Source organism: Sphingomonas sp. UYP23 (genome assembly GCF_054059235.1).
On record NZ_JBSSBX010000001.1, the window covers coordinates 1,380,743 to 1,399,239 of the forward strand.

Sequence of the window (18,497 nt, forward strand, 5' to 3'; positions counted from 1 at the left end):
TCTGGGCCCCAAGCGTGGGGGCGCGCGGCTGTGTGACACCTCACCGATTCCATGGGAAAGGACACGCATGACGATCGTCTATGCCGCCATCATCTATGGCGTGATTGCCGTAGCCTACGGCCTCCTCACCTCCGCCCAGGTCCTCCGAGCGCCCGCGGGCAACGCCAAGATGCAGGACATCGCCGCCGCGATCCAGGAAGGCGCCAAAGCCTATCTCGGCCGGCAATACCGCACGATCGCGATCGTCGGCGTCATCGTCCTCGCTTTGGTGTGGTTCTTCCTCGACGGGATGCGCACGCCCGTCTCGGCGGTGAGCTTCGCGCTCGGCGCGGTGCTGTCGGGCGTGGCGGGCTATGTCGGCATGAACATCTCGGTCCGCGCCAACGTCCGCACCGCCGAAGCCGCACGCACCTCGCTGCAGGGCGGCCTGACGATGGCGTTCCGCTCGGGCGCGGTCACCGGGCTACTCGTTGCAGGCCTCGGACTGCTGGCAATCTCGGGCACCTTCTGGTTCCTCGCCGGCCCGAACGGCGCCGACGCCGGCGCGCCGGTGGTGGTGAAGGCGCTCACCGCGCTCGCGTTCGGCGCCTCGCTCATCTCGATCTTCGCGCGTCTGGGGGGCGGGATCTTCACCAAGGCGGCCGATGTCGGCGCCGATCTCGTCGGCAAGGTCGAGGCCGGCATCCCCGAGGACGACCCGCGCAACCCCGCCACGATCGCCGATAACGTCGGCGACAATGTCGGCGATTGCGCCGGCATGGCGGCCGATCTGTTCGAGACCTATGTCGTCACGATCGGCGTGACGATGATCTCGGTCGCGCTCGCGCTGCGCCAGGCCGATGCGCTGCTCCAGGTGATGACGCTCCCGCTGATCGTCGGCGGGGTGTGCATCCTCACCTCGATCATCGGCACCTATTTCGTCCGCCTCGGCAAGGGGCAATCGATCATGGGCGCGCTCTACAAGGGGTTCTGGGTCAGCATCCTGCTGTCGATCCCGGCGATCTATCTCGTCACGCGCTATGTGCTCGGCGACATGAGCGCGGTGATCGGCGGCAACGCCTTCCTCGACGGCGGGACGCAGGTTGCCGCCGCCGGCGTCGCGGCGGCGACCTTCACCGGCTGGGAGCTGTTCTGGTCGATGATGGTCGGGCTCGCGGTCACCGGGCTGCTGGTGTGGATCACCGAATATTACACCGGCACCAACTTCCGCCCGGTGCGCAGCATCGCCAAGGCGTCGCAGACCGGCCACGGCACCAACGTCATCCAGGGCCTCGCGATCAGCCTCGAATCCACCGCGCTCCCCACACTCGTCATCGTCGTCGCGGTGATCGCGGCGTATCAGCTCGCGGGCGTGATCGGCATCGCCTTTGCCGCAACCGCGATGCTCGCGCAGGCGGGGATGGTCGTCGCTTTGGACGCCTACGGCCCGGTGACCGACAATGCCGGCGGCATCGCCGAGATGGCCGGCCTGCCCGACGACGTCCGCCACCGCACCGATGCGCTCGACGCGGTCGGCAACACCACCAAGGCGGTGACCAAGGGCTATGCGATCGGCTCGGCGGCGCTCGCGGCGCTCGTGCTGTTCAACGCCTACACCTCAGACCTGGCGCGCGATTTCCCCGATCTCACGGTCAATTTCGCGCTGTCGAACCCGTACGTCATCGTCGGGCTGCTGCTCGGCGCGCTGCTCCCCTATCTGTTCGGCGCGATGGGGATGACCGCGGTCGGCCGCGCGGCGGGCGCGGTCGTCGAGGAAGTGCGCCACCAGTTCCGCGAGAATCCCGGGATCATGGCGGGCACCAGCCGCCCCGATTACGCACGCACGGTCGATCTGGTCACCAAGGCGGCGATCAAGGAGATGATCGTCCCCTCGCTGCTGCCGGTGCTCTCGCCGATCCTCGTCTTCTTCGTGATCCGCGGCGTAGCGGGCCAGGCCGAGGGCTTCGCGGCCTGGGGCGCGATGCTGCTCGGGGTGATCGTCTCGGGGCTGTTCGTCGCGATCTCGATGACGAGCGGCGGCGGCGCGTGGGACAATGCCAAGAAATATATCGAGGACGGGCATTATGGCGGCAAGGGCTCGGAAGCGCACAAGGCGGCGGTGACGGGGGATACCGTGGGGGATCCTTACAAGGATACGGCGGGGCCGGCGGTCAATCCGATGATCAAGATAACCAATATTGTCGCGCTGCTGCTGCTTGCAGCCCTTGCTGCAAGCGCAGGCTGAGCAAAGCTCAGCAAGCGCGACCGGCCGGCGGGGGCGCCCGACGCCCCGACCGACGGCGTGGCTTTGCCACGACGCCCCTTCTTCTCCCTTCTTCCGTCACCCCGGCCTTGTGCCGGGGCCCACCCTGCCGCGCGCGCCACGAGGGTTGCGCGCGCATCGCGGTGGACCCCGGCACACGGCCGGGGTGACGGCTGAGAGGACTGCCCCCCACCCATTCGCGCTGAGCGTGTCGGAGCCCCCCTTCTTCTGTCACCCCGGGCCTGTCCAGGGGTCCACCGTGTCGCGCGCGCTACGCCGCTCACGTGCGCATCCCGGTGGACCCCGGCACACGGCCGGGGTGACAATCGGGAGGACGGGGGCCTCACCCCACCTCACCCCAAATTTCCCCACCACCCCAAAACCCGCTACCCAGCCCAAATGCCCCACCGCCCCCTATCCCCCGGCGAACGCGACCACGCGCAAGCCCTGTTCGGCCCCGCGATCGCGTACGACGGCATCAAGGTCCACGCCCGCCGCTATCTCCCCTTCCAGCCGCGGAACGTGGCAATGGCCCCCAACGGCCACATCTATTTCCCGCGCCCCAGCTTCAAACCCGATTTCTCGACGACCATCCCCGACCTCGCCTGGATCCTGCACGAGCTGACGCATGTCTGGCAGCATCAGAGCGGCATGTGGGTCCGCCTGCGCGGCACGCTCGCCGCTGGCCGCTACCATTACGGCGACCTCGCCGACACCAACCGCCCCTTCACGCGCTTCAACATCGAGCAGCAGGCCGCGATCGTCGGCGATTACGTGCTGACCACCAATGGCTACCACGCGCAACACGGCCGCGGCGCGCGCGCGGATTACGAGCGCGTGCTGCCGTTTCTGCGGTCCGCGTAAAGGCCCGCCCCCCGCTTGCCTCGCCCCGGCACCTTGGTAAGGTGGCATCGGCGCCACGCGCGCCTGTCGGGGGACATATGACATATCAGGGATTTAAAGGCCTGTTCGGCGGGTTCGTGCTGTTCGCTGCGGTCCCGCTCGGCGCGACCGAAAGCGCGCCCGCGGGACCGCCCAAGCCGCCCGCCAGCGCGATCTCGGCGGAAAGCTTCGGACAGCTTCCCTTCATGGAACCCCCCAAGCTTTCGCCCGACGGCACGCGCATCGCGACCAAGCACGCGATCAAGGGCCAACAGCGGCTCGCGAGCATTCCGCTCGATAAGACCCAGCAAGGCGGTCTCGCCGGTCTATGACGCCGCGCATTTCGCGATGCCGATCCTCATCCTCCACGGCAAGAAAGACACCGTCGTCCCGGTCGCGCAATCGCGCAGCATGGTCGCGCGGCTGAAGGCGGCGGGCAAACCGTACCGCTATGTCGAGCAGCCGCTCGGTGACCACCATTTCTCGCGCGAGGCCGACCGGGTGCAATTCCTCACCGAACTCGAAGCGTTCTTGAAGGAGAATAATCCCGCCTGATCGCCCCCCTCAAAAACCGCTGTCCTACACGCGGCCTTTTTGTCATCCTCGCGCATCGCCCCCCTTGCGGGCCGCTCTTTCTGATGACCGGACGCTACGCTCCCGCCACCCCGCAATGGTGCGACTTTCGTGTGACTTTCCGCGGGTCACTGTATTATATATGCACCACACTAAATCGCGCGAGGATATGCAACCTTCGTCCCCTTTGCCCGCGCGGCTTTCCTTTTCGGGCATCTTCGGCTATGCGCCGCGCTTCGCGAACTCCGCACAAGATCACCCACATCCTCAGAGGTTTGTTTGGCAAAAGAAGAACTGCTCGAAATGCGCGGCCAGGTGGTGGAGCTTCTGCCCAACGCCATGTTCCGCGTGAAGCTTGAGAACGATCACGAAATTCTTGGTCACACCGCCGGCAAGATGCGCAAGAACCGCATCCGCGTGCTCGTCGGCGACGAGGTGCTGGTCGAGCTGACCCCGTACGATCTGACCAAAGGGCGGATCACCTATCGCTTCAAGTGAGCGCGCATCGGCGATGAGCGCGGCCCTGGTTCTCGCCTCCTCCTCGCCGCGCCGCCGCGATCTGCTCGCGCGGATCGGGGTGACGCCCGTGCGAATCGAATCGCCCGACATTGACGAGACCCCGCTGACCGGCGAGGCACCCCGCGTCTATGCGCTGCGGCTCGCGCTCGCGAAGGCGCAGGCGGTGGGCCGTGCCGCGGACGAGATCGTCCTCGCCGGCGACACGACGATCGCGCTCGGCCGTCGCATCCTGCCCCCCGCCGAGACCGAGGACGTGCAGCGCCGCCTGCTCGGCCTGCTCTCGGGCCGACGCCATCATTGCCTGAGCGCGGTGTGCGTCATCGCCGCCGACGGAACGGCGCGCACCCGGCTGTCGGACACGATCGTCGCGTTCAAGCCGCTCTCCGCCGCCGAGATCGACGCGTATGTCGCCAGCGGCGAAGGGCTCGGCAAGGCCGGCGGTTATGCCATTCAGGGCCGTGCCGAGGCGTTCGTGCGCTTCCTGTCGGGGTCGCATTCGGGCGTGATCGGGCTGCCGTTGTTCGAGACGCGGGCGCTGTTGCTGGCCTCGGGCGTCGCGCTTGGCTGAATGGCTGTACGAGGCCGGAATCGGCGAGGCCCGCGCGATCCTGGTCGACGATACGGGAATCGTCGAGGCGCGGATCGAGCTCGATCAGACCGGTCCGCGGATCGGTGCGGTGCTGCCGGCCCGGCTGGTCGAGATCACCGTCAAGGGCCGCGAGGGCCGTGTCGCCTTTACCGGCGGCGAGGCGATGCTCGCCCCGCTCCCGCCCGGCATCACGCAAGGGACCACGCTGCTGGTCGAGCTGGTGCGCGAGGCGATCCCGGAGGGGCGCCGCACCAAGCTGCCGCGCTGCGCCCCCGCTGAAGGCCCCGCGCGTGCCGGGCCGAGCCTGCTCGAGCGAATCACCGCGAGCGGCGTATCCGTGCGGACCTGCCGGGCGCACGAGCTCGACCATTTCGAGGCGGCCGGCTGGTCGGAAATGCTCGAGGAGGCCGAGAGCGGCGACATCGTCTTTACGGGATCGGTGGGCGGCGCACTGCGGATGAGCCCGACCCCGGCGATGACGCTGTTCGACGTCGATGGCTATCCGCCGCTCGAGCCGCTTGCGCTCGCTGCGGCGCGCGCGGTCGCCGCGGCGATCGTGCGCTTCGACATCGGCGGGTCGATCGGCGTCGACTTTCCCACCCTCAGCGGCAAGGCGGCGCGCGGTGCGGTCGATGCCGCGATCGACGCGGGGCTGCCCCAGCCGTTCGAGCGCACCGCGATAAACGGCTTCGGCTTCGTCCAGATCGTCCGTCGCCGTGCCCGCGTGTCGCTCCCCGAACTGCTCCGCGCCGATCCCGCCGCCGCGAAAGCGCGTGCCCTGCTCCGCCGGATCGAGCGCATCCCGCCGCCGGCACAGACGCAGCACCGCGTGGCGCCCGGCGTGCAAAAGGTGCTCGCTGCCAATCCGCACTGGATCGCCGAGCTCGCGCGGCGTACCGGCGTCACCCCGATCTTCGAGGTGGCATGATGGCGCGTTCCAAACCCTGTCCGCTGTGCGGCAAGCCGCCCGTCGCGGCCTTCTCTCCCTTCTGCTCGCAAGGCTGCCGCGACCGCGACCTGCTGCAGTGGCTGGGCGAGGGTTATGCGATCCCGGTGCGCACTTTGCCCGGCGAAGAAGACGAAGACGGGCTAGACACGCCCCGAGACCGCGACTAAGAGGCCGCTTCCCCGGAGCAATTCGGGTGTGCCCGAGTAGCTCAGTTGGTAGAGCATGCGACTGAAAATCGCAGTGTCGGTGGTTCGAATCCGCCCTCGGGCACCATTTTCCTGAACAGCTCTGGAGAAGTGGTGATGCGTACGGTCTTCATCACGGGTGGCACGTCCGGGATCGGCGAGGCCGCCGTCCGCGCGTTCGCGGCTTCGGGCTGGCGCGTCGTCACCACCGGGCGCCGTGCCGATCGGCTGAAGGCGCTCGCCGATTCGCTTGGCGAAAACCTCCACACGCTCGCTTTTGACGTTCGCGACCGCGCGGCGATGCAAGCCGCGATCGCTGGCTTGCCCGGCGACTTCGCGCAGATCGACCTGCTCATCAACAATGCCGGGCTCGCGCTCGGCACCGCGCCGGCACAGGACGCCAAGCTCGACGATTGGCAGACGATGATCGACACCAACGTCTCGGCGCTGGTCGCGGTGACGCGGACGCTGCTGCCCGGTCTCGTCGCGCGCAAGGGCGCGATCATCAACCTGTCCTCGGTCGCGGCGACCTATCCCTATGGGGGCGGCAACGTCTATGGCGGGACCAAGGCGTTCGTCCATCAGTTCAGCCTCGGGCTGCGCGCCGATCTGCACGGCACCGGGGTGCGCGTCACCTCGATCGAGCCGGGCATGGTCGAGACCGAATTCACCGTGGTGCGCACCGGCGGCAATCAGGCGGCGTCCGACACGCTCTATGCCGGTGCCAACCCGATGACCGGCGACGACATCGCCGCGACTTTGCTGTGGGTCGCCGAATTGCCGGCCCATCTCAACATCAACACGCTCGAACTGATGCCGGTCAACCAGTCGTTCGCGGGCTTCGCCGTCGCGCGGGAGGGCTGACGTTTCCCAAGACGGCGGATGCCGATACATATCAGCCTCGTAACGAGATTTTAGGAGGCTTCACGCCACAAGGCGCGGGTCCGTAGTCCAGAGAGGCCCGACCGCTATGCGCTACCCCTTGATCGCCCCCAACCCGCCGCGGCTGAGCGATCACGTCGCGGCGCTGCACCGTGTCGAGGCGTCGGGTCATTTCAGCAATAACGGTCCCGAGGTCCGCGCGTTCGAGGCCGAGGCGACGGCGCAGCTGTTCGGCGGACACGGCGCAAGCCTTGCGGTCAGCAATGCGACGCTCGGGCTGATGATCGCGATCCGCGAAGCCGCAGGCGAGCGCTCCGCCGGGCGCTATGCGCTGATGCCCGCGCTGACCTTCGCCGCGACCGCGCAGGCGGCATTGTGGGCCGGGCTGACCCCTTTGATCTGCGACATCGACCCCGCCGACTGGACCGCGAGCGCCGAGGCCGAGGAGCGCCTGCTGCGCGAGCATGGCGACCGAATCGCGGTGCTGCTGCCCTATGCGACATTCGGCACCGCGATCGACCTCGACCGCTATGCCTGGCTGCAGCGCGAACACGGCGTCGGCGTGGTGATCGATGCCGCCGCCTCGCTCGGCACCCGCGACGCGGGCGGGGGCGGGTTCGGCGCGGGGGCACCCTTCGCGGTGGTCCATTCGATGCACGCGACCAAGACCTTTGCGGTCGCCGAGGGCGGGCTGATCCACTCGGGCGATACCGATCTGATCGCGCGGCTGCGCGCGATGGCCAATTTCGGCTTCGAGGCCAATCGCAACGCGACGCTGTTCGGCCTCAACGCCAAGCTCCCCGAAGTGCTCGCGGTGATGGCGCGCGCCAAGCTCGCCGAAATCGACACGGTGTGCGACCACCGCGCCGCGCTCGAAGCGGCCTATCGGACCGACCTGAAGGGCGTCGCGTTCCAGCAGGCGGAGGGCCAGCGACGCGCGAGCCAGTTCATGCCGGTGTTGCTCCCCGAATCGGTCGTCCACCGCCGTGCGGAAATCGCCGCCGCGCTCGCAGCGGTCGGGATCGGGTCAGGCCAATATTTCAGCCCGCACCTCGGCGAACAGCCGCTGTTCCAGCGCACCGCGACGATCCTGCCGACCCCGGTCGCCGATTCGATAGGGGCGCGCTCGCTCTCGCTCCCCGTCACCGATGCGATGCGCGTCGCCGATGTCGCGGTGATCGCCGAGGCGTTCAATCGCATCCTGTCGCGCGAACTCCGCACGCCGGCGCAGCCCCGGCAACAAACGATCGCCTCGCTGCTCGTCGTCGGCGGCGGCCCCGCCGGCACCGCATTGCTCACCGCCGCGAGCAAGCGCGGCCGCTTGCCCGAGCTCGCCGGATCGGGGCTGGTCGTCGCCGAGCGCGAGGCGACGCTCGGCGAGGGGCGGATCGGCCGCTATGCGATCACGTCGGACAGCACTGCCGAAACTTTCCTCAGCGCGGTGCGCGACAATCCGCATCCCGAACTCGCCGCTCTGGTCGATCATCCGACCGGACAGGCGGTCGGCCACTATATCGGCGCGCTCGGTGTGCCGCTGGTCGAGGCGGGGGCGTTCGTCCAGGCGGCCGGGCAACACCTCCACGCGCTCGTCACGCAGCATGGCGGGACGGTACTGACCGGACACGACGTGCTCGGCACGACGCGCGTCGCCGGCGGCCTATGGTCGAGCCGCCTGCGCCGCCGCAGCGACGGGCACGAGTTCGACCAGCTCTCGAGCGCAGTGGCGATCGCGACCGGCGGGCACCAGCCGCTCGACCGGCTCGCCGCGCAGCGCGCCGGCGGGGTGTCGCTCGTCAGCGAGGTCGGCGACCGGCTGATGCAATCAGACGAAGCGCTCGCGCTCGGCGGCCCCGAGAGGATCGTCGATCTGCTGTCGACCAAGCGCAACCCCAGGATCGTCGTGATCGGCGGATCGACCAGCGCGATCGCGACGATCGTCCTGCTGCTCAAGACGGCGAGCATCCCGCTCGGCGCGGGCGCGATCACGCTGCTCCACCGCCGTCCGCTGCGCCCCTTCTACCCCACCCCCGCCGCCGCTGCGGCCGAGGGCTTCACCGATTTCGGCCCCGACGACATCTGCCCCGTGAGCGGCTTCGTCTACCGCCTCGCGGGCTTCCGGCTCGAGGCGCGCGAACTCGTGCTGCGCGAGCTCCGCGTCGACGGGCGGACGCCCGATCCGCGCCTCACCGTCCATCAGGTCCGCGGCGACGACGACGCGGGCGCGCGCGCCCATCTCGCCGAGGCCGATCTCGTCATCGCGGCGCTCGGCTATCGCCCGCGCGCGCTGCCGGTGCACGATCAGGACGGCCGCGCGATCGCGCTTGCGGCGCACCAGGGCAGCGCGATGGTCGATCGGCATTGCCGCATCCTCGATGCGAGCGGCGCGGCGATCCCGGGGCTGTTCGGGATCGGGCTGGCGGCGGGCTTCGTGCCGTGGGGCCGGCTTGGCGGCGAAGCAAGCTTCTCGGGCCAGGCCAACGGACTGTGGCAATGGCAGAACGATGTCGGTGCGATGATCGTTGACCAGGTGCTCGGAGATGGCGCACGAGCGGTGGCATGACTGCCCCCACCGTTAGTGTCATCATGCCCACCTATAATGGGGCGGAGCTGATCGGCGAGACGATCGCCTCGCTCCAGGCGCAGACGTTTCCCGATTTCGAACTGATCATCGTCGACGACTGCTCGACCGACGCGACCGTCGCCGTTGCGCGCAGCTTCGACGATCCGCGGATCCGCGTGATCGAGGCGCCGACCAACCGTCGCGTCGTGCTGACGCGCAACGCCGCCTTTGCCGAGGCGCGCGGCCGCTATATCGCCGCGCTCGATCATGACGATCTGTGCCATCCGACGCGGCTCGCGCGGCAGGTCGCCTATCTCGATGCGCATCCCGAGATCGTGCTGGTCGGCAGCGCCGCCAACGTGCTGTTCGAGGGTACGATCCTGCCGTCAGCGCTCGCACCGCTCTCGACCCCGCTGCTGATCGAATGGCTGATGCGGATCGAGAATCCGCTGGTGTGGTCCTCGGTGATGATGCGGACCGACGCGGCGCGAAAGCTCGACCCGTTCCAACGGCCCGAGCGCGTCTATGCCGAGGATTTCGATCTCTATCACCGCATCTCGGCGTTTGGCGGGATCGCGCGGATCGACGACGAGTTGCTGACCTATCGCCGGCATGGCGGCGGCGCGTCGCAGCTCCAGGCGACCGCGATGCGCGAGCGCGCGAGCGAGGTCCTGGCCGATGCCTATACCCCGCTGTTCGGCGATGCGGCGGGCGACGCTGCGACGTTGATCGGCCGCTACGTGATGGCGCAGCAGCCAGTCCCCGATCGCGCGACCTTCGAGCGCGTCGGCGAGACGCTGGTCGCGCTGCAGGACGATTTCCTGCAGCGCCACACGCCCGACGCTGAAAGCCTCGCGCTGATCCGCTGGGAGACCGCGCGGCGCTGGGCGCGGATCGCGCGCGCCGGCTTGCGCACCGGGCGGCTCAAGCTCGGCGACGCGACCGGCGTGCGGCCCGACCATCTCGGGATGGGCTATGCGGGGATCGAGGAACTGATCCTCTCGCGACTGGTCGGCACGATTCGCTCGGCACAGCGACGCAAGACCGGCTGAGTTACTCCATCGGTTTTTCCCGACAGGTCTTGCTCAACGCGGAGCCATCGGATAATTCCGATGCATGCCGACCGACGACGCGCTTACCATTCTCGCTGCACTTGCCCATCCGACGCGCCTCGCGGCCTTTCGTTTGCTCGTGCGGCACGAACCCGACGGGCTCTCGACCGGCGACCTCGTCGCGCAGACCGGCCTGACGCAGAGCACCTTCTCGACGCATCTCGCGGTGTTGGCGAAAGCCGGCCTCGTCACGTCGGAAAAGCGCGGTCGGCAGATGATCCAGCGCGCGTCGATCGGCACGCTCAGCGACCTGATGCTGTTCCTCGCCAGGGACTGTTGCGAGGGCCGGTCCGAACTGTGCGCGCCGCTGATCGCCGACCTTGCCTGCTGCTGACCCGGAGCCCGCCATGACCGACATCATCGTCTATCATAACCCCGCCTGCGGGACCTCGCGCAACGTACTCGCGCTGATCCGCAACAGCGGCGTCCAGCCGCACGTCATCGAATATCTCAAGACCCCGCCCGAGCGCGCGTTGCTCGTCGAGCTGATCGCGCGCGCCGGGCTGACGCCGCGCGAGCTGCTGCGCAGCAAGGGCACGCCCTATGCCGAGCTCGGGCTGGAAGATGCGACGCTATCCGACGCGGCTCTGATCGACGCGATGATGGCGCATCCGATCTTGATCAATCGCCCGCTCGTCGTCTCGCCGCTCGGCGTCAAACTGTGCCGCCCGTCCGAGGCGGTGCTCGACATCCTGCCCGATCCGCAGCGCGGCGCCTTCGCCAAGGAAGACGGCGAAGCGGTGATCGACGCCGCCGGCCAGCGGATCGCCTGATGCTGGTTGCGCTGCTGATCTTCGTCGTCACGATCACGCTCGTCATCTGGCAGCCGCGTGGCCTCGGGATCGGCTGGAGCGCGATGGGCGGGGCGGCAGTCGCGTTGCTGCTCGGCGTCGTGACGCTCGGCGACGTGCCGACGGTGTGGAACATCGTGTGGAACGCGACCGCCACCTTCGTTGCGATCATCATCACCAGCCTGTTGCTCGACGAAGCCGGGCTGTTCGAATGGTCCGCGCTGCATGTCGCGCGCTGGGGCGGTGGACGCGGCAAGCGGCTGTTCACGCTCGTCGTGCTGCTCGACGCGGCGGTCTCGGCGTTGTTCGCCAATGACGGCGCCGCGCTGATCCTCACCCCGATCGTCCTCGCGATGCTGCGCGCGCTCGGATACGGCGCGAAGGCGACGCTCGCCTTCGTGATGGCGGCAGGCTTCATCGCCGATACGGCGAGCCTGCCGCTCGTCGTGTCGAACCTCGTCAACATCGTCTCGGCCGATTTCTTCAAGCTCGGCTTCGGCGCTTATGCCAGCGTCATGCTCCCCGTCGATCTCGCCGCGATCGCCGCGACGCTGCTGGTGCTGCGGCTCTACTTCCGCCGCGACATTCCAGCCGCCTATGATGCCACGCAACTCCGTGAGCCAGCGGAGGCGATCCGTGATCGCGCCACCTTCACCGTCGGCTGGTTCGTCTTGGCCGCGCTGCTGCTCGGCTTCTTCGTGCTCGATCCGCTCGGCGTACCGATCAGCGCGATCGCCGCCGCGGGCGCGCTGATCCTGCTCGCTGTGGCGGCGCGCGGCACCGTTATCCAGACCGGCAAGGTGCTGCGCGGCGCGCCGTGGCAGGTCGTGATCTTCTCGCTCGGCATGTATCTCGTCGTCTACGGCCTGCGCAACGCCGGCCTGACCAACCAGGTGGCCGTCCTGCTCGACCGCGCCGCGGCAGGCGGCGTATGGGGTGCCGCGTTCGGCACCGGGATTATCGCTGCCTTGCTCTCATCGGTGATGAACAACATGCCGAGCGTGCTGATCGGCGCGCTGGCGATCGACGCGAGCCACGCGACCGGCACGATCCGCGAGGCGATGGTCTATGCCAACGTCATCGGCTGCGATCTCGGCCCCAAGCTGACGCCGATCGGCTCGCTCGCCACGCTGCTGTGGCTCCATGTCCTCGCGCAGAAGGACGTGCGGATCGGCTGGGGCTATTATTTTAAGGTCGGCGTGACGCTGACCGTACCCGTGCTGCTCGTCACGCTCGCCGCGCTCGCGCTGCGCCTCACGCTCGGCTGATCAGACCGACGCCAGCTCGGCATCGACCGCCGCCAGATCGCCGCGCGCGCGCGCCGCGCGGCCGTAGACCGCCTCGAACAACGGCGTCGCCATCACCGTGGTGACGATCGCCATCAGCACGAGCATCGCGAACAAGGTCGGTCCAATAATGCCCTTCTGCAGCCCGATATTGATGATGATCAGCTCCATCAGCCCGCGCGAGTTCATCAGCGCGCCGATCCCGAGCGCGGTGCTGTTGTCCTCGCCCGACAGCCGCGCGGCGGCATAGCAGGCGCCGAACTTGGCGAGGATCGACACGACCAGGATCCCGAGCGCGATCAGCAGCAGCGACCCCGACGCAACCATGTCCATCCGCGTGTTGAGCCCCGAATAGGTGAAGAACATCGGCAGCAGCAGCACGACCGCGAGCGGCTCGACCTTGCGCTTCAACTCGGCGACGAACAGCCCGCGCGGCATGCACACGCCCATCAGGAAGCCGCCGAAGATCGCATGGATGCCGATCGCGTCCATCACGAACGCCGACAGGCAGAACAGCAGCAACGCGACCGCGAGCATCCCGCTGGTCATCTCGCCACGCTGCTCGACAATCCTGCCGAGCGGGGCGAGCAGCCGCCGCCCGAGCAGCAGCATGAAGCCGGTGTAGATCAGCGCCCCGCCGATCGCGAGCACCGCAACGCCCGCCCCCGCCCCGAAGGTCGCCAGCACGATCGCGAGCACGCACCACGAAGCGGCATCGTCGAATGCGCCCGCGGTGAGCGACAGCGTGCCGAGCGCCGAATTGGCAAGGCCGCGCTCGTTGATGATCCGCGCGAGCATCGGGAAGGCCGTCAGCGCGATGCACGCGCCCATGAACAACGTCGCGCTCGCCCGGTCGATGCCGGCCGCGAACAGGCCGGGCACCGTCAGCAGGAACGGCGTGATCACCACCGCGAACAGGAACGGCGCGGCGATCCCCGCCGCCGACACCATCGCCGCGCTGCGCGCCTTCGACTTGAAATGATCGAGCTGCAGCGTCAGCCCGACGATTAACATGTAGAGCCCGACGCCCAATTGCGCGCCGACATAGAGCACGTTGCGCGTGTCCTTGGGGAAGATCGCGAGCTGCAGATCGGGCAGCAGCAGGCCGAACAGCGACGGGCCGAGCACGACCCCGGCGATCATCTCGCCGACGACCTGCGGCTGGCGCAGGAATTTCTGTCCGAGCCAGCCGACCAACCCGGCACGCGAGGATGATCACTGCGAGCTGGAGGAAGAAATGAACGCTGAAATCACCCGGCGTGTAGCTCTTCACCGCGTTGACCGCGGGGCCATGCGCCCCCAGCACTCCGCTCAACGCCTGCCACGCTTCGCTCAGCAACCCGTTCATATTCCGCCCCAAAGCTTTGCGCAGCCTGTCCCCACTGCGTCCCTGCGCGCCGCGTTAGCGCATCATCCGGTCACTGCCACGATATTATCGTCCGAATTGCGATCGATATAGGTGTTGTAGGGATCAATCCCGGCAAAGGCCGGCTTGCGCTTGCTGATGATGCGGAGCGTCTGCACACCCGACCGGACGGGCAGGCGCTCCATCGACACCACGTCCTTGGCCGAAAAGGCGCCGTAATCGGGCTTGTGGTCAAACAGGCCGACCGCGATCGTGTCGGACAGCGGCGCCGCCGTCTCCTTGCCCGTGCCGCTCGCGTAGAATTTCGCAGCATCGACGCCGAGTAGCGTCTCGAACGTACCGTCGGGGAGTTTGCGGACGCTCGCGGTTTTCGCCTTCAGATCGTAGATCGTGATGCGATCGAGCAGGTCGCGGACAAGCTCGCGCTCGGCCGGGGTGCGGGCAAGGCCGAGGAAGCCGTTCACCAGATCGAGCGAGCGCGGATAGGGCTGGCTCTTGAAGCGATATTTGGCAAGCAGACCGCGCAGCATCGCGTTGACACGGGCCTCGCCGAGCCGATCCTGCAACAGGTACATCACCACTGCGCCCTTGCGATAATGGATGTAGCCCTGGTCCTCGACCCGATCGAGCGGCAACTCCTCGACCCGCTCAGATCCGCGCGACCGCAGATAGAGATCGAGCTCGTACTTGAGGAAGCGGCGGATCTTGTCCTCGCCATACAGGTGCTTCATCACCATCAGCGCCGAATATTGCGCCATCGTCTCGACCAGGATCGTGCCGCCCTGCATGTCGGCGCTGATGATCTGGTGCGCCCAATATTGGTGGCCCAGCTCGTGCGCGGTGACATAGGTGACATAGTCGATCTTGTCGGGGGCGTTGGCGTCGGCGAGGAAGCCGATCCGCTCGGAGTACGGGATCGTCCCGGCGAACGCCTGCGCGAAGGTGGCATAGCCCGGGAATTCGATGATCCGTGCATAGTCGAACTGGTACGGCCCGAAATTGGCGCGATAATAGCCGAGCGAGGTCTTCATCGCCGCGAGCATGCGATCGACATTATAGGCGTGCTTCGCGTCGTAGAAGACCGACAGCTTGACCCCGTCCGCCATCTCCGACTTTTCGGCATAGGCCGCCGACTGCACCGAGAAGAAAGCGAGGATCGGTGCGGGCGAGACGAAGTGCGCGGTGCGCCGGCCGCCCGCGACGGTATCGGAGAGTTTGCGACCCGGGGCGATCGGCGTCTGGCCGGCATCGGTCGAGACGGTGATGTCCGAATTTACCCAATCGGCATCGCCGATGTAGTTGCGGCGCTCTGCCGACACGTCCTCGAGCTTGGCCTTGCGCAACTCTGGCGTCAGCCCGTACTTCCGCCGCTTGGCGCGGTCGCCGAGCAGGCCGTCGCGGTCCATCCCGATCTGCGGGGCGAACTCCGAATTGCTGAGGAAGGTCCCGTTGCCGACCAGCCGCGTATCGTCGCCATTGGCGCGCAGCGCGACGGTCTGGCGATGCGTCACGAACGACAGCGTTCCCACCGCGCCCGGCGCGAGCGGCGTGGCGAAGCGATAGATGCGATATTTGAGATCGGCATCGTCCATCGCCAGCGTCGCACCTGGAACCACGATCGAGACGATCCTGGTATCCTCGTTCGCCAGCCGCACATGCAGGTCGCGTACCGGCGCGCCGGTATCGTTGACGAAGCGATAGCTGCCCGTCGCCTCCATCCGGCGCTCGGCCGGATAGAGCGCGACATCGAGCTTGATGTCGGTGGTCGAAGGCTGGAGAACCGTCTCGTACTTGAGATATTTCTTCTCGTACGTCGCCAGCCGCGCCTCGCGGTCGTCGCGGGTGCGATAGACGTTGCGCACGTCCATCTGCCGGTAGAGCCAGACACCCGTCACGATCGAGACAAGCAAGCCGCCCGCGAGCACCGCGCCCGCCGGTCCCTTGAGCCGCGCCGGAACCTGCCGCAGCCGTGGCACCAACCGCGTCTCGGTCCCGCGCCGCCACAACAGATGCGCGATCACTGCCAGCGCGAGCGCGATCCCCGACCAATAGAGCCGCAGCCACCAGCTCAGCGGCCCGCCGATCTGATCGCCATTCATGTCGGACAATGCGAGATTGCCGGTGCTGCCGTAATTGTAGAGCGGATGCTCGAAGCCGATATTCTGCAGCGTCAGCGTGGCGACGAGGTAGATCACCATGATCCCCCAGCCGACGAACTTGTTCGGGCTCAGCGCCTGGACGAACACCGACAGGATCGCGATCAGCACCATGTCGACCGTCATTGGCAGCAAATACCAGTCGAGATATTGCAGCGGCTCGAGCGCGGTCACCCCGCGCGCGAGCTGGACGAGCATCGCCGCCACCGCCGAGATCAGCAGCGTGGCGAACAGCACCCCCGCCACTGCGAGCGCCTTGGGCACCATATACGCCCAGTTGGGCAGCGAGGTCGCGTCGATGATCTCGTGCATCCGCCGCTCGCGATCGCGCCACACGACTTCGCCGCCATAATAGATCGCGATGATCAGCGGGAAGATCCCGAACGCGCCCATCAGCGTGCCGATCACCGCGAAGGTCAATGGTCGCGCGGGCGTTCCGTACAGCTCGCCGGCAAAGATCAGCGCGCCGAGCGCGTTGAACAGGCCGATCACCAGCAGCACGAAGAACGCCGGGCTGCGAAACACCAGCCCCATCTCGAAGCGACAGCGCAACCACAGCCGCGCGCCATTCGACGCGGCGGGGCGGACGGGCGGAAGGTGGTCGACCAGTAGGGGCGTCGAGGCGGCCAGCTTGGCGTCCTTGCGCTGCTGTCGCCGCAACTGCCGCTTCGACGCGCCGCGTTCGGAGAAGGTGAAGCGCGCATAAGCGAGCGCCAGCGCGGCGAACGACACGACCAGCCAGATCAGCCGGTTCCACAGCAGGATGCCGGTGAGAGCGGGCAGATGCGCGTTCGACTCGCTCGCGGTGAAGTAGCGCGTCGTCTTGGCGAGCGCGCCGAGTCCGAACGACTCGATATAGGCGCCGAACTCGCGATATTCGGGCTTGGAGCGGATCACCGTGTTGAGCACGACGTAGAGCACGAGGAACACGACGACGCCGAGATACGAATACATCATCGATCGCGTCATCGTCGCGACCGCGAAGAAGATCGACGCGGTCAGCAGCAGGTTCGGCAGCGCGAGCAGAAAATAGACCGAAAGGTAATCGAGCAGCCTGTTCGGCCCCATCGTCTCGGGGTCGACCCACGGCATCAGCGAGCCGATAAAGATCGCCAGCGGCACGACGAGAAACGTGATCGCCGCGGCGACGAACGCGCCGAGGAAGCGCCCCATCAGATAATCGAAGCGTGAGACGCGCGTCGAGCGCACCATCGGCCCGAAGCCGCTTTCATCGTCGCGCACGATCACGTTGGCGACGAACGCGGTCGTCACGAACATGTAGAACAGCGTCATGATCAGCGAGATCTGCGCGATCGCGACCGGCGCATTCTTGTGGATGTTGCCGCCGCCGCCGATCTGGATCTGTTCGGTCGTCATCGCGCCGAACGGCAGCAGGAAGAACAGGACCGAGACGACCCAGAACACCGGGTTGCGGAATTGATAGCCGAGCTCGAAGCGCGCGATCTTGCCGAACATGCCCCCGGCCCCCTTCACGCGGCTGCGACGGTGGGACGGACCAAGGCCGCATCGCCGCTGCGCGAGCGCGACAGCGTCGAGAAATAGACGTCCTCGAGCCCGCCAACGACCGGCGCGAAACCATCGCCCGGATCGGTGTCGGACAGGACGTGAATGATCGTCCGGCCCGCGAACAGCCGGGTCGAGATGACCTTCTGCGTCTGCGCATAATGCGCCATGTCGTCGCGCGCGATCGTCTTGGCCCAGACGGTGCCGCGCGACGCCTGGATCAGATCCTGCGGCGCGCCCTCGAGCTGGATCCGCCCGGCGGCGAGCACCGCCATGCGCGGGCACAGATCGGCGACGTCCTCGACGATGTGCGTCGACAGGATGATCACGACATTCTCGCCGATCTCGGCGAGCAGGTTGAGGAAGCGGTTGCGCTCCTCGGGGTCGAGGCCCGCGGTCGGTTCGTCGACGATGATCAGTTCGGGATTGCCGATCAGCGCCTGCGCGATCCCGAAGCGCTGCCGCATCCCGCCTGAAAAGCCCGCGATCGCCTTCTTGCGGACATTCCACAAATTGGTCTGGTTGAGCAGCGTCTCGACCGTCTGCTTGCGCTCGTGCGCCGAGGCGACGCCTTTGAGCACCGCCATGTGATCGAGCATGTCGTAGGCAGAAACCCGCGGATAGACGCCGAAATCCTGCGGCAGATAGCCAAGCCGCTCGCGCAAGGCGTCGGGGGTGGCGAGGATGTCGATATCGCCGAAGCGGATGCTGCCCGAAGTCGGTGCCTGCAGCGTGGCCACGGTGCGCATCAGCGTCGACTTGCCCGCACCATTGGGGCCGAGCAACCCGAACATGCCCTTGGGCACCGACAGCGTGACGTCGTCGAGTGCGCGCGTTCCGTTGGCATAGACATGCGTAACGTGTTCGAGTTCGAGCATGAT

16 protein-coding genes, 1 tRNA gene and 1 pseudogene are annotated in these 18,497 nt (G+C 67.4%); 15 read left to right on the top strand and 3 right to left on the bottom strand.

Annotated features, from left to right (window positions below):
* Positions 1-67: 67 nt before the first annotated feature.
* From ACVWYO_RS06845 to ACVWYO_RS06915, 15 genes are all read left to right on the top strand, one after another.
* Complete coding sequence (locus ACVWYO_RS06845; protein WP_457349367.1) at positions 68-2,224, top strand: sodium-translocating pyrophosphatase; 2,157 nt, start codon at positions 68-70, stop codon at positions 2,222-2,224.
* 417 nt (positions 2,225-2,641) lie between these two features.
* Entirely contained in the window at positions 2,642-3,106 is a 465-nt protein-coding gene (locus tag ACVWYO_RS06850; RefSeq protein ID WP_457349368.1) for a vgr related protein, read from the top strand.
* Positions 3,107-3,183: 77 nt separating this feature from the next.
* Positions 3,184-3,456 carry a hypothetical protein gene (locus ACVWYO_RS06855; RefSeq protein WP_457349369.1) on the top strand — a complete coding sequence of 91 codons (273 nt, stop codon included), beginning with the start codon at positions 3,184-3,186 and terminating at the stop codon, positions 3,454-3,456.
* A 16-nt stretch (positions 3,457-3,472) separates the two neighbouring features.
* Positions 3,473-3,679, top strand: a complete 207-nt coding sequence (locus ACVWYO_RS06860; protein ID WP_457349370.1) for an alpha/beta hydrolase family protein — start codon at positions 3,473-3,475, stop codon at positions 3,677-3,679.
* A 297-nt stretch (positions 3,680-3,976) separates the two neighbouring features.
* Positions 3,977-4,195 (top strand): translation initiation factor IF-1, encoded by a 219-nt coding sequence (gene infA, locus ACVWYO_RS06865; RefSeq protein WP_010162480.1) that lies wholly within the window; start codon positions 3,977-3,979, stop codon positions 4,193-4,195.
* 13 nt (positions 4,196-4,208) lie between these two features.
* The gene (locus ACVWYO_RS06870) at positions 4,209-4,784 is read left to right on the top strand and encodes a Maf family protein (protein ID WP_457349371.1); all 576 of its coding nucleotides are present in this window, start codon (positions 4,209-4,211) and stop codon (positions 4,782-4,784) included.
* On the top strand, positions 4,777-5,733 hold the full coding sequence (locus tag ACVWYO_RS06875; RefSeq protein ID WP_457349372.1) for a ribonuclease: 957 nt from the start codon (positions 4,777-4,779) through the stop codon (positions 5,731-5,733). The genes ACVWYO_RS06870 and ACVWYO_RS06875 overlap by 8 nt, the downstream gene beginning before the upstream one ends.
* Entirely contained in the window at positions 5,733-5,921 is a 189-nt protein-coding gene (locus ACVWYO_RS06880) for a DNA gyrase inhibitor YacG (protein ID WP_457349373.1), read from the top strand. The genes ACVWYO_RS06875 and ACVWYO_RS06880 overlap by 1 nt, the downstream gene beginning before the upstream one ends.
* 30 nt (positions 5,922-5,951) lie before the next feature.
* Positions 5,952-6,027, top strand: a tRNA-Phe gene (locus ACVWYO_RS06885).
* A 29-nt stretch (positions 6,028-6,056) separates the two neighbouring features.
* Complete coding sequence (locus tag ACVWYO_RS06890) at positions 6,057-6,803, top strand: SDR family NAD(P)-dependent oxidoreductase (RefSeq protein ID WP_457349374.1); 747 nt, start codon at positions 6,057-6,059, stop codon at positions 6,801-6,803.
* Between the two features lie 106 nt (positions 6,804-6,909).
* Positions 6,910-9,381 (top strand): DegT/DnrJ/EryC1/StrS family aminotransferase, encoded by a 2,472-nt coding sequence (locus ACVWYO_RS06895; RefSeq protein ID WP_457349375.1) that lies wholly within the window; start codon positions 6,910-6,912, stop codon positions 9,379-9,381.
* Complete coding sequence (locus tag ACVWYO_RS06900; RefSeq protein WP_457349376.1) at positions 9,378-10,433, top strand: glycosyltransferase family 2 protein; 1,056 nt, start codon at positions 9,378-9,380, stop codon at positions 10,431-10,433. The genes ACVWYO_RS06895 and ACVWYO_RS06900 overlap by 4 nt, the downstream gene beginning before the upstream one ends.
* 64 nt (positions 10,434-10,497) lie before the next feature.
* Complete coding sequence (locus ACVWYO_RS06905) at positions 10,498-10,827, top strand: ArsR/SmtB family transcription factor (RefSeq protein ID WP_457349377.1); 330 nt, start codon at positions 10,498-10,500, stop codon at positions 10,825-10,827.
* Positions 10,828-10,840: 13 nt separating this feature from the next.
* A complete protein-coding gene (arsC, locus tag ACVWYO_RS06910) occupies positions 10,841-11,266 on the top strand; it encodes an arsenate reductase (glutaredoxin) (protein WP_457349378.1) in 426 nt (141 codons plus the stop codon).
* On the top strand, positions 11,266-12,552 hold the full coding sequence (locus ACVWYO_RS06915) for an arsenic transporter (RefSeq protein WP_457349379.1): 1,287 nt from the start codon (positions 11,266-11,268) through the stop codon (positions 12,550-12,552). The genes arsC and ACVWYO_RS06915 overlap by 1 nt, the downstream gene beginning before the upstream one ends.
* Here the strand turns inward: ACVWYO_RS06915 and ACVWYO_RS06920 are convergent.
* From ACVWYO_RS06920 to ACVWYO_RS06930, 3 genes and pseudogenes are all read right to left on the bottom strand, one after another.
* Positions 12,553-13,918 (bottom strand): annotated as a pseudogene (locus ACVWYO_RS06920) (cation:proton antiporter).
* Between the two features lie 62 nt (positions 13,919-13,980).
* Positions 13,981-17,568 carry a M1 family aminopeptidase gene (locus tag ACVWYO_RS06925; protein ID WP_457349380.1) on the bottom strand — a complete coding sequence of 1,196 codons (3,588 nt, stop codon included), beginning with the start codon at positions 17,566-17,568 and terminating at the stop codon, positions 13,981-13,983.
* A gap of 14 nt (positions 17,569-17,582) precedes the next feature.
* On the bottom strand, positions 17,583-18,494 hold the full coding sequence (locus ACVWYO_RS06930) for an ABC transporter ATP-binding protein (protein WP_457349381.1): 912 nt from the start codon (positions 18,492-18,494) through the stop codon (positions 17,583-17,585).
* Positions 18,495-18,497 lie beyond the last annotated feature (3 nt).

Bases quoted from the DNA above. Each gene is read 5' to 3' on its own strand.
- ACVWYO_RS06900 (WP_457349376.1), top strand. From the start codon at position 9,378: ATGACTGCCCCCACCGTTAGTGTCATCATGCCCACCTATAATGGGGCG.
- ACVWYO_RS06870 (WP_457349371.1), top strand. From the start codon at position 4,209: ATGAGCGCGGCCCTGGTTCTCGCCTCCTCCTCGCCGCGCCGCCGCGAT.
- ACVWYO_RS06905 (WP_457349377.1), top strand. From the start codon at position 10,498: ATGCCGACCGACGACGCGCTTACCATTCTCGCTGCACTTGCCCATCCG.
- ACVWYO_RS06925 (WP_457349380.1), bottom strand. From the start codon at position 17,568: ATGTTCGGCAAGATCGCGCGCTTCGAGCTCGGCTATCAATTCCGCAAC.
- ACVWYO_RS06860 (WP_457349370.1), top strand. From the start codon at position 3,473: ATGCCGATCCTCATCCTCCACGGCAAGAAAGACACCGTCGTCCCGGTC.
- arsC (WP_457349378.1), top strand. From the start codon at position 10,841: ATGACCGACATCATCGTCTATCATAACCCCGCCTGCGGGACCTCGCGC.
- ACVWYO_RS06890 (WP_457349374.1), top strand. From the start codon at position 6,057: ATGCGTACGGTCTTCATCACGGGTGGCACGTCCGGGATCGGCGAGGCC.
- ACVWYO_RS06845 (WP_457349367.1), top strand. From the start codon at position 68: ATGACGATCGTCTATGCCGCCATCATCTATGGCGTGATTGCCGTAGCC.
- ACVWYO_RS06930 (WP_457349381.1), bottom strand. From the start codon at position 18,494: ATGCTCGAACTCGAACACGTTACGCATGTCTATGCCAACGGAACGCGC.
- ACVWYO_RS06855 (WP_457349369.1), top strand. From the start codon at position 3,184: ATGACATATCAGGGATTTAAAGGCCTGTTCGGCGGGTTCGTGCTGTTC.
- ACVWYO_RS06895 (WP_457349375.1), top strand. From the start codon at position 6,910: ATGCGCTACCCCTTGATCGCCCCCAACCCGCCGCGGCTGAGCGATCAC.
- ACVWYO_RS06915 (WP_457349379.1), top strand. From the start codon at position 11,266: ATGCTGGTTGCGCTGCTGATCTTCGTCGTCACGATCACGCTCGTCATC.
- ACVWYO_RS06880 (WP_457349373.1), top strand. From the start codon at position 5,733: ATGGCGCGTTCCAAACCCTGTCCGCTGTGCGGCAAGCCGCCCGTCGCG.
- ACVWYO_RS06850 (WP_457349368.1), top strand. From the start codon at position 2,642: ATGCCCCACCGCCCCCTATCCCCCGGCGAACGCGACCACGCGCAAGCC.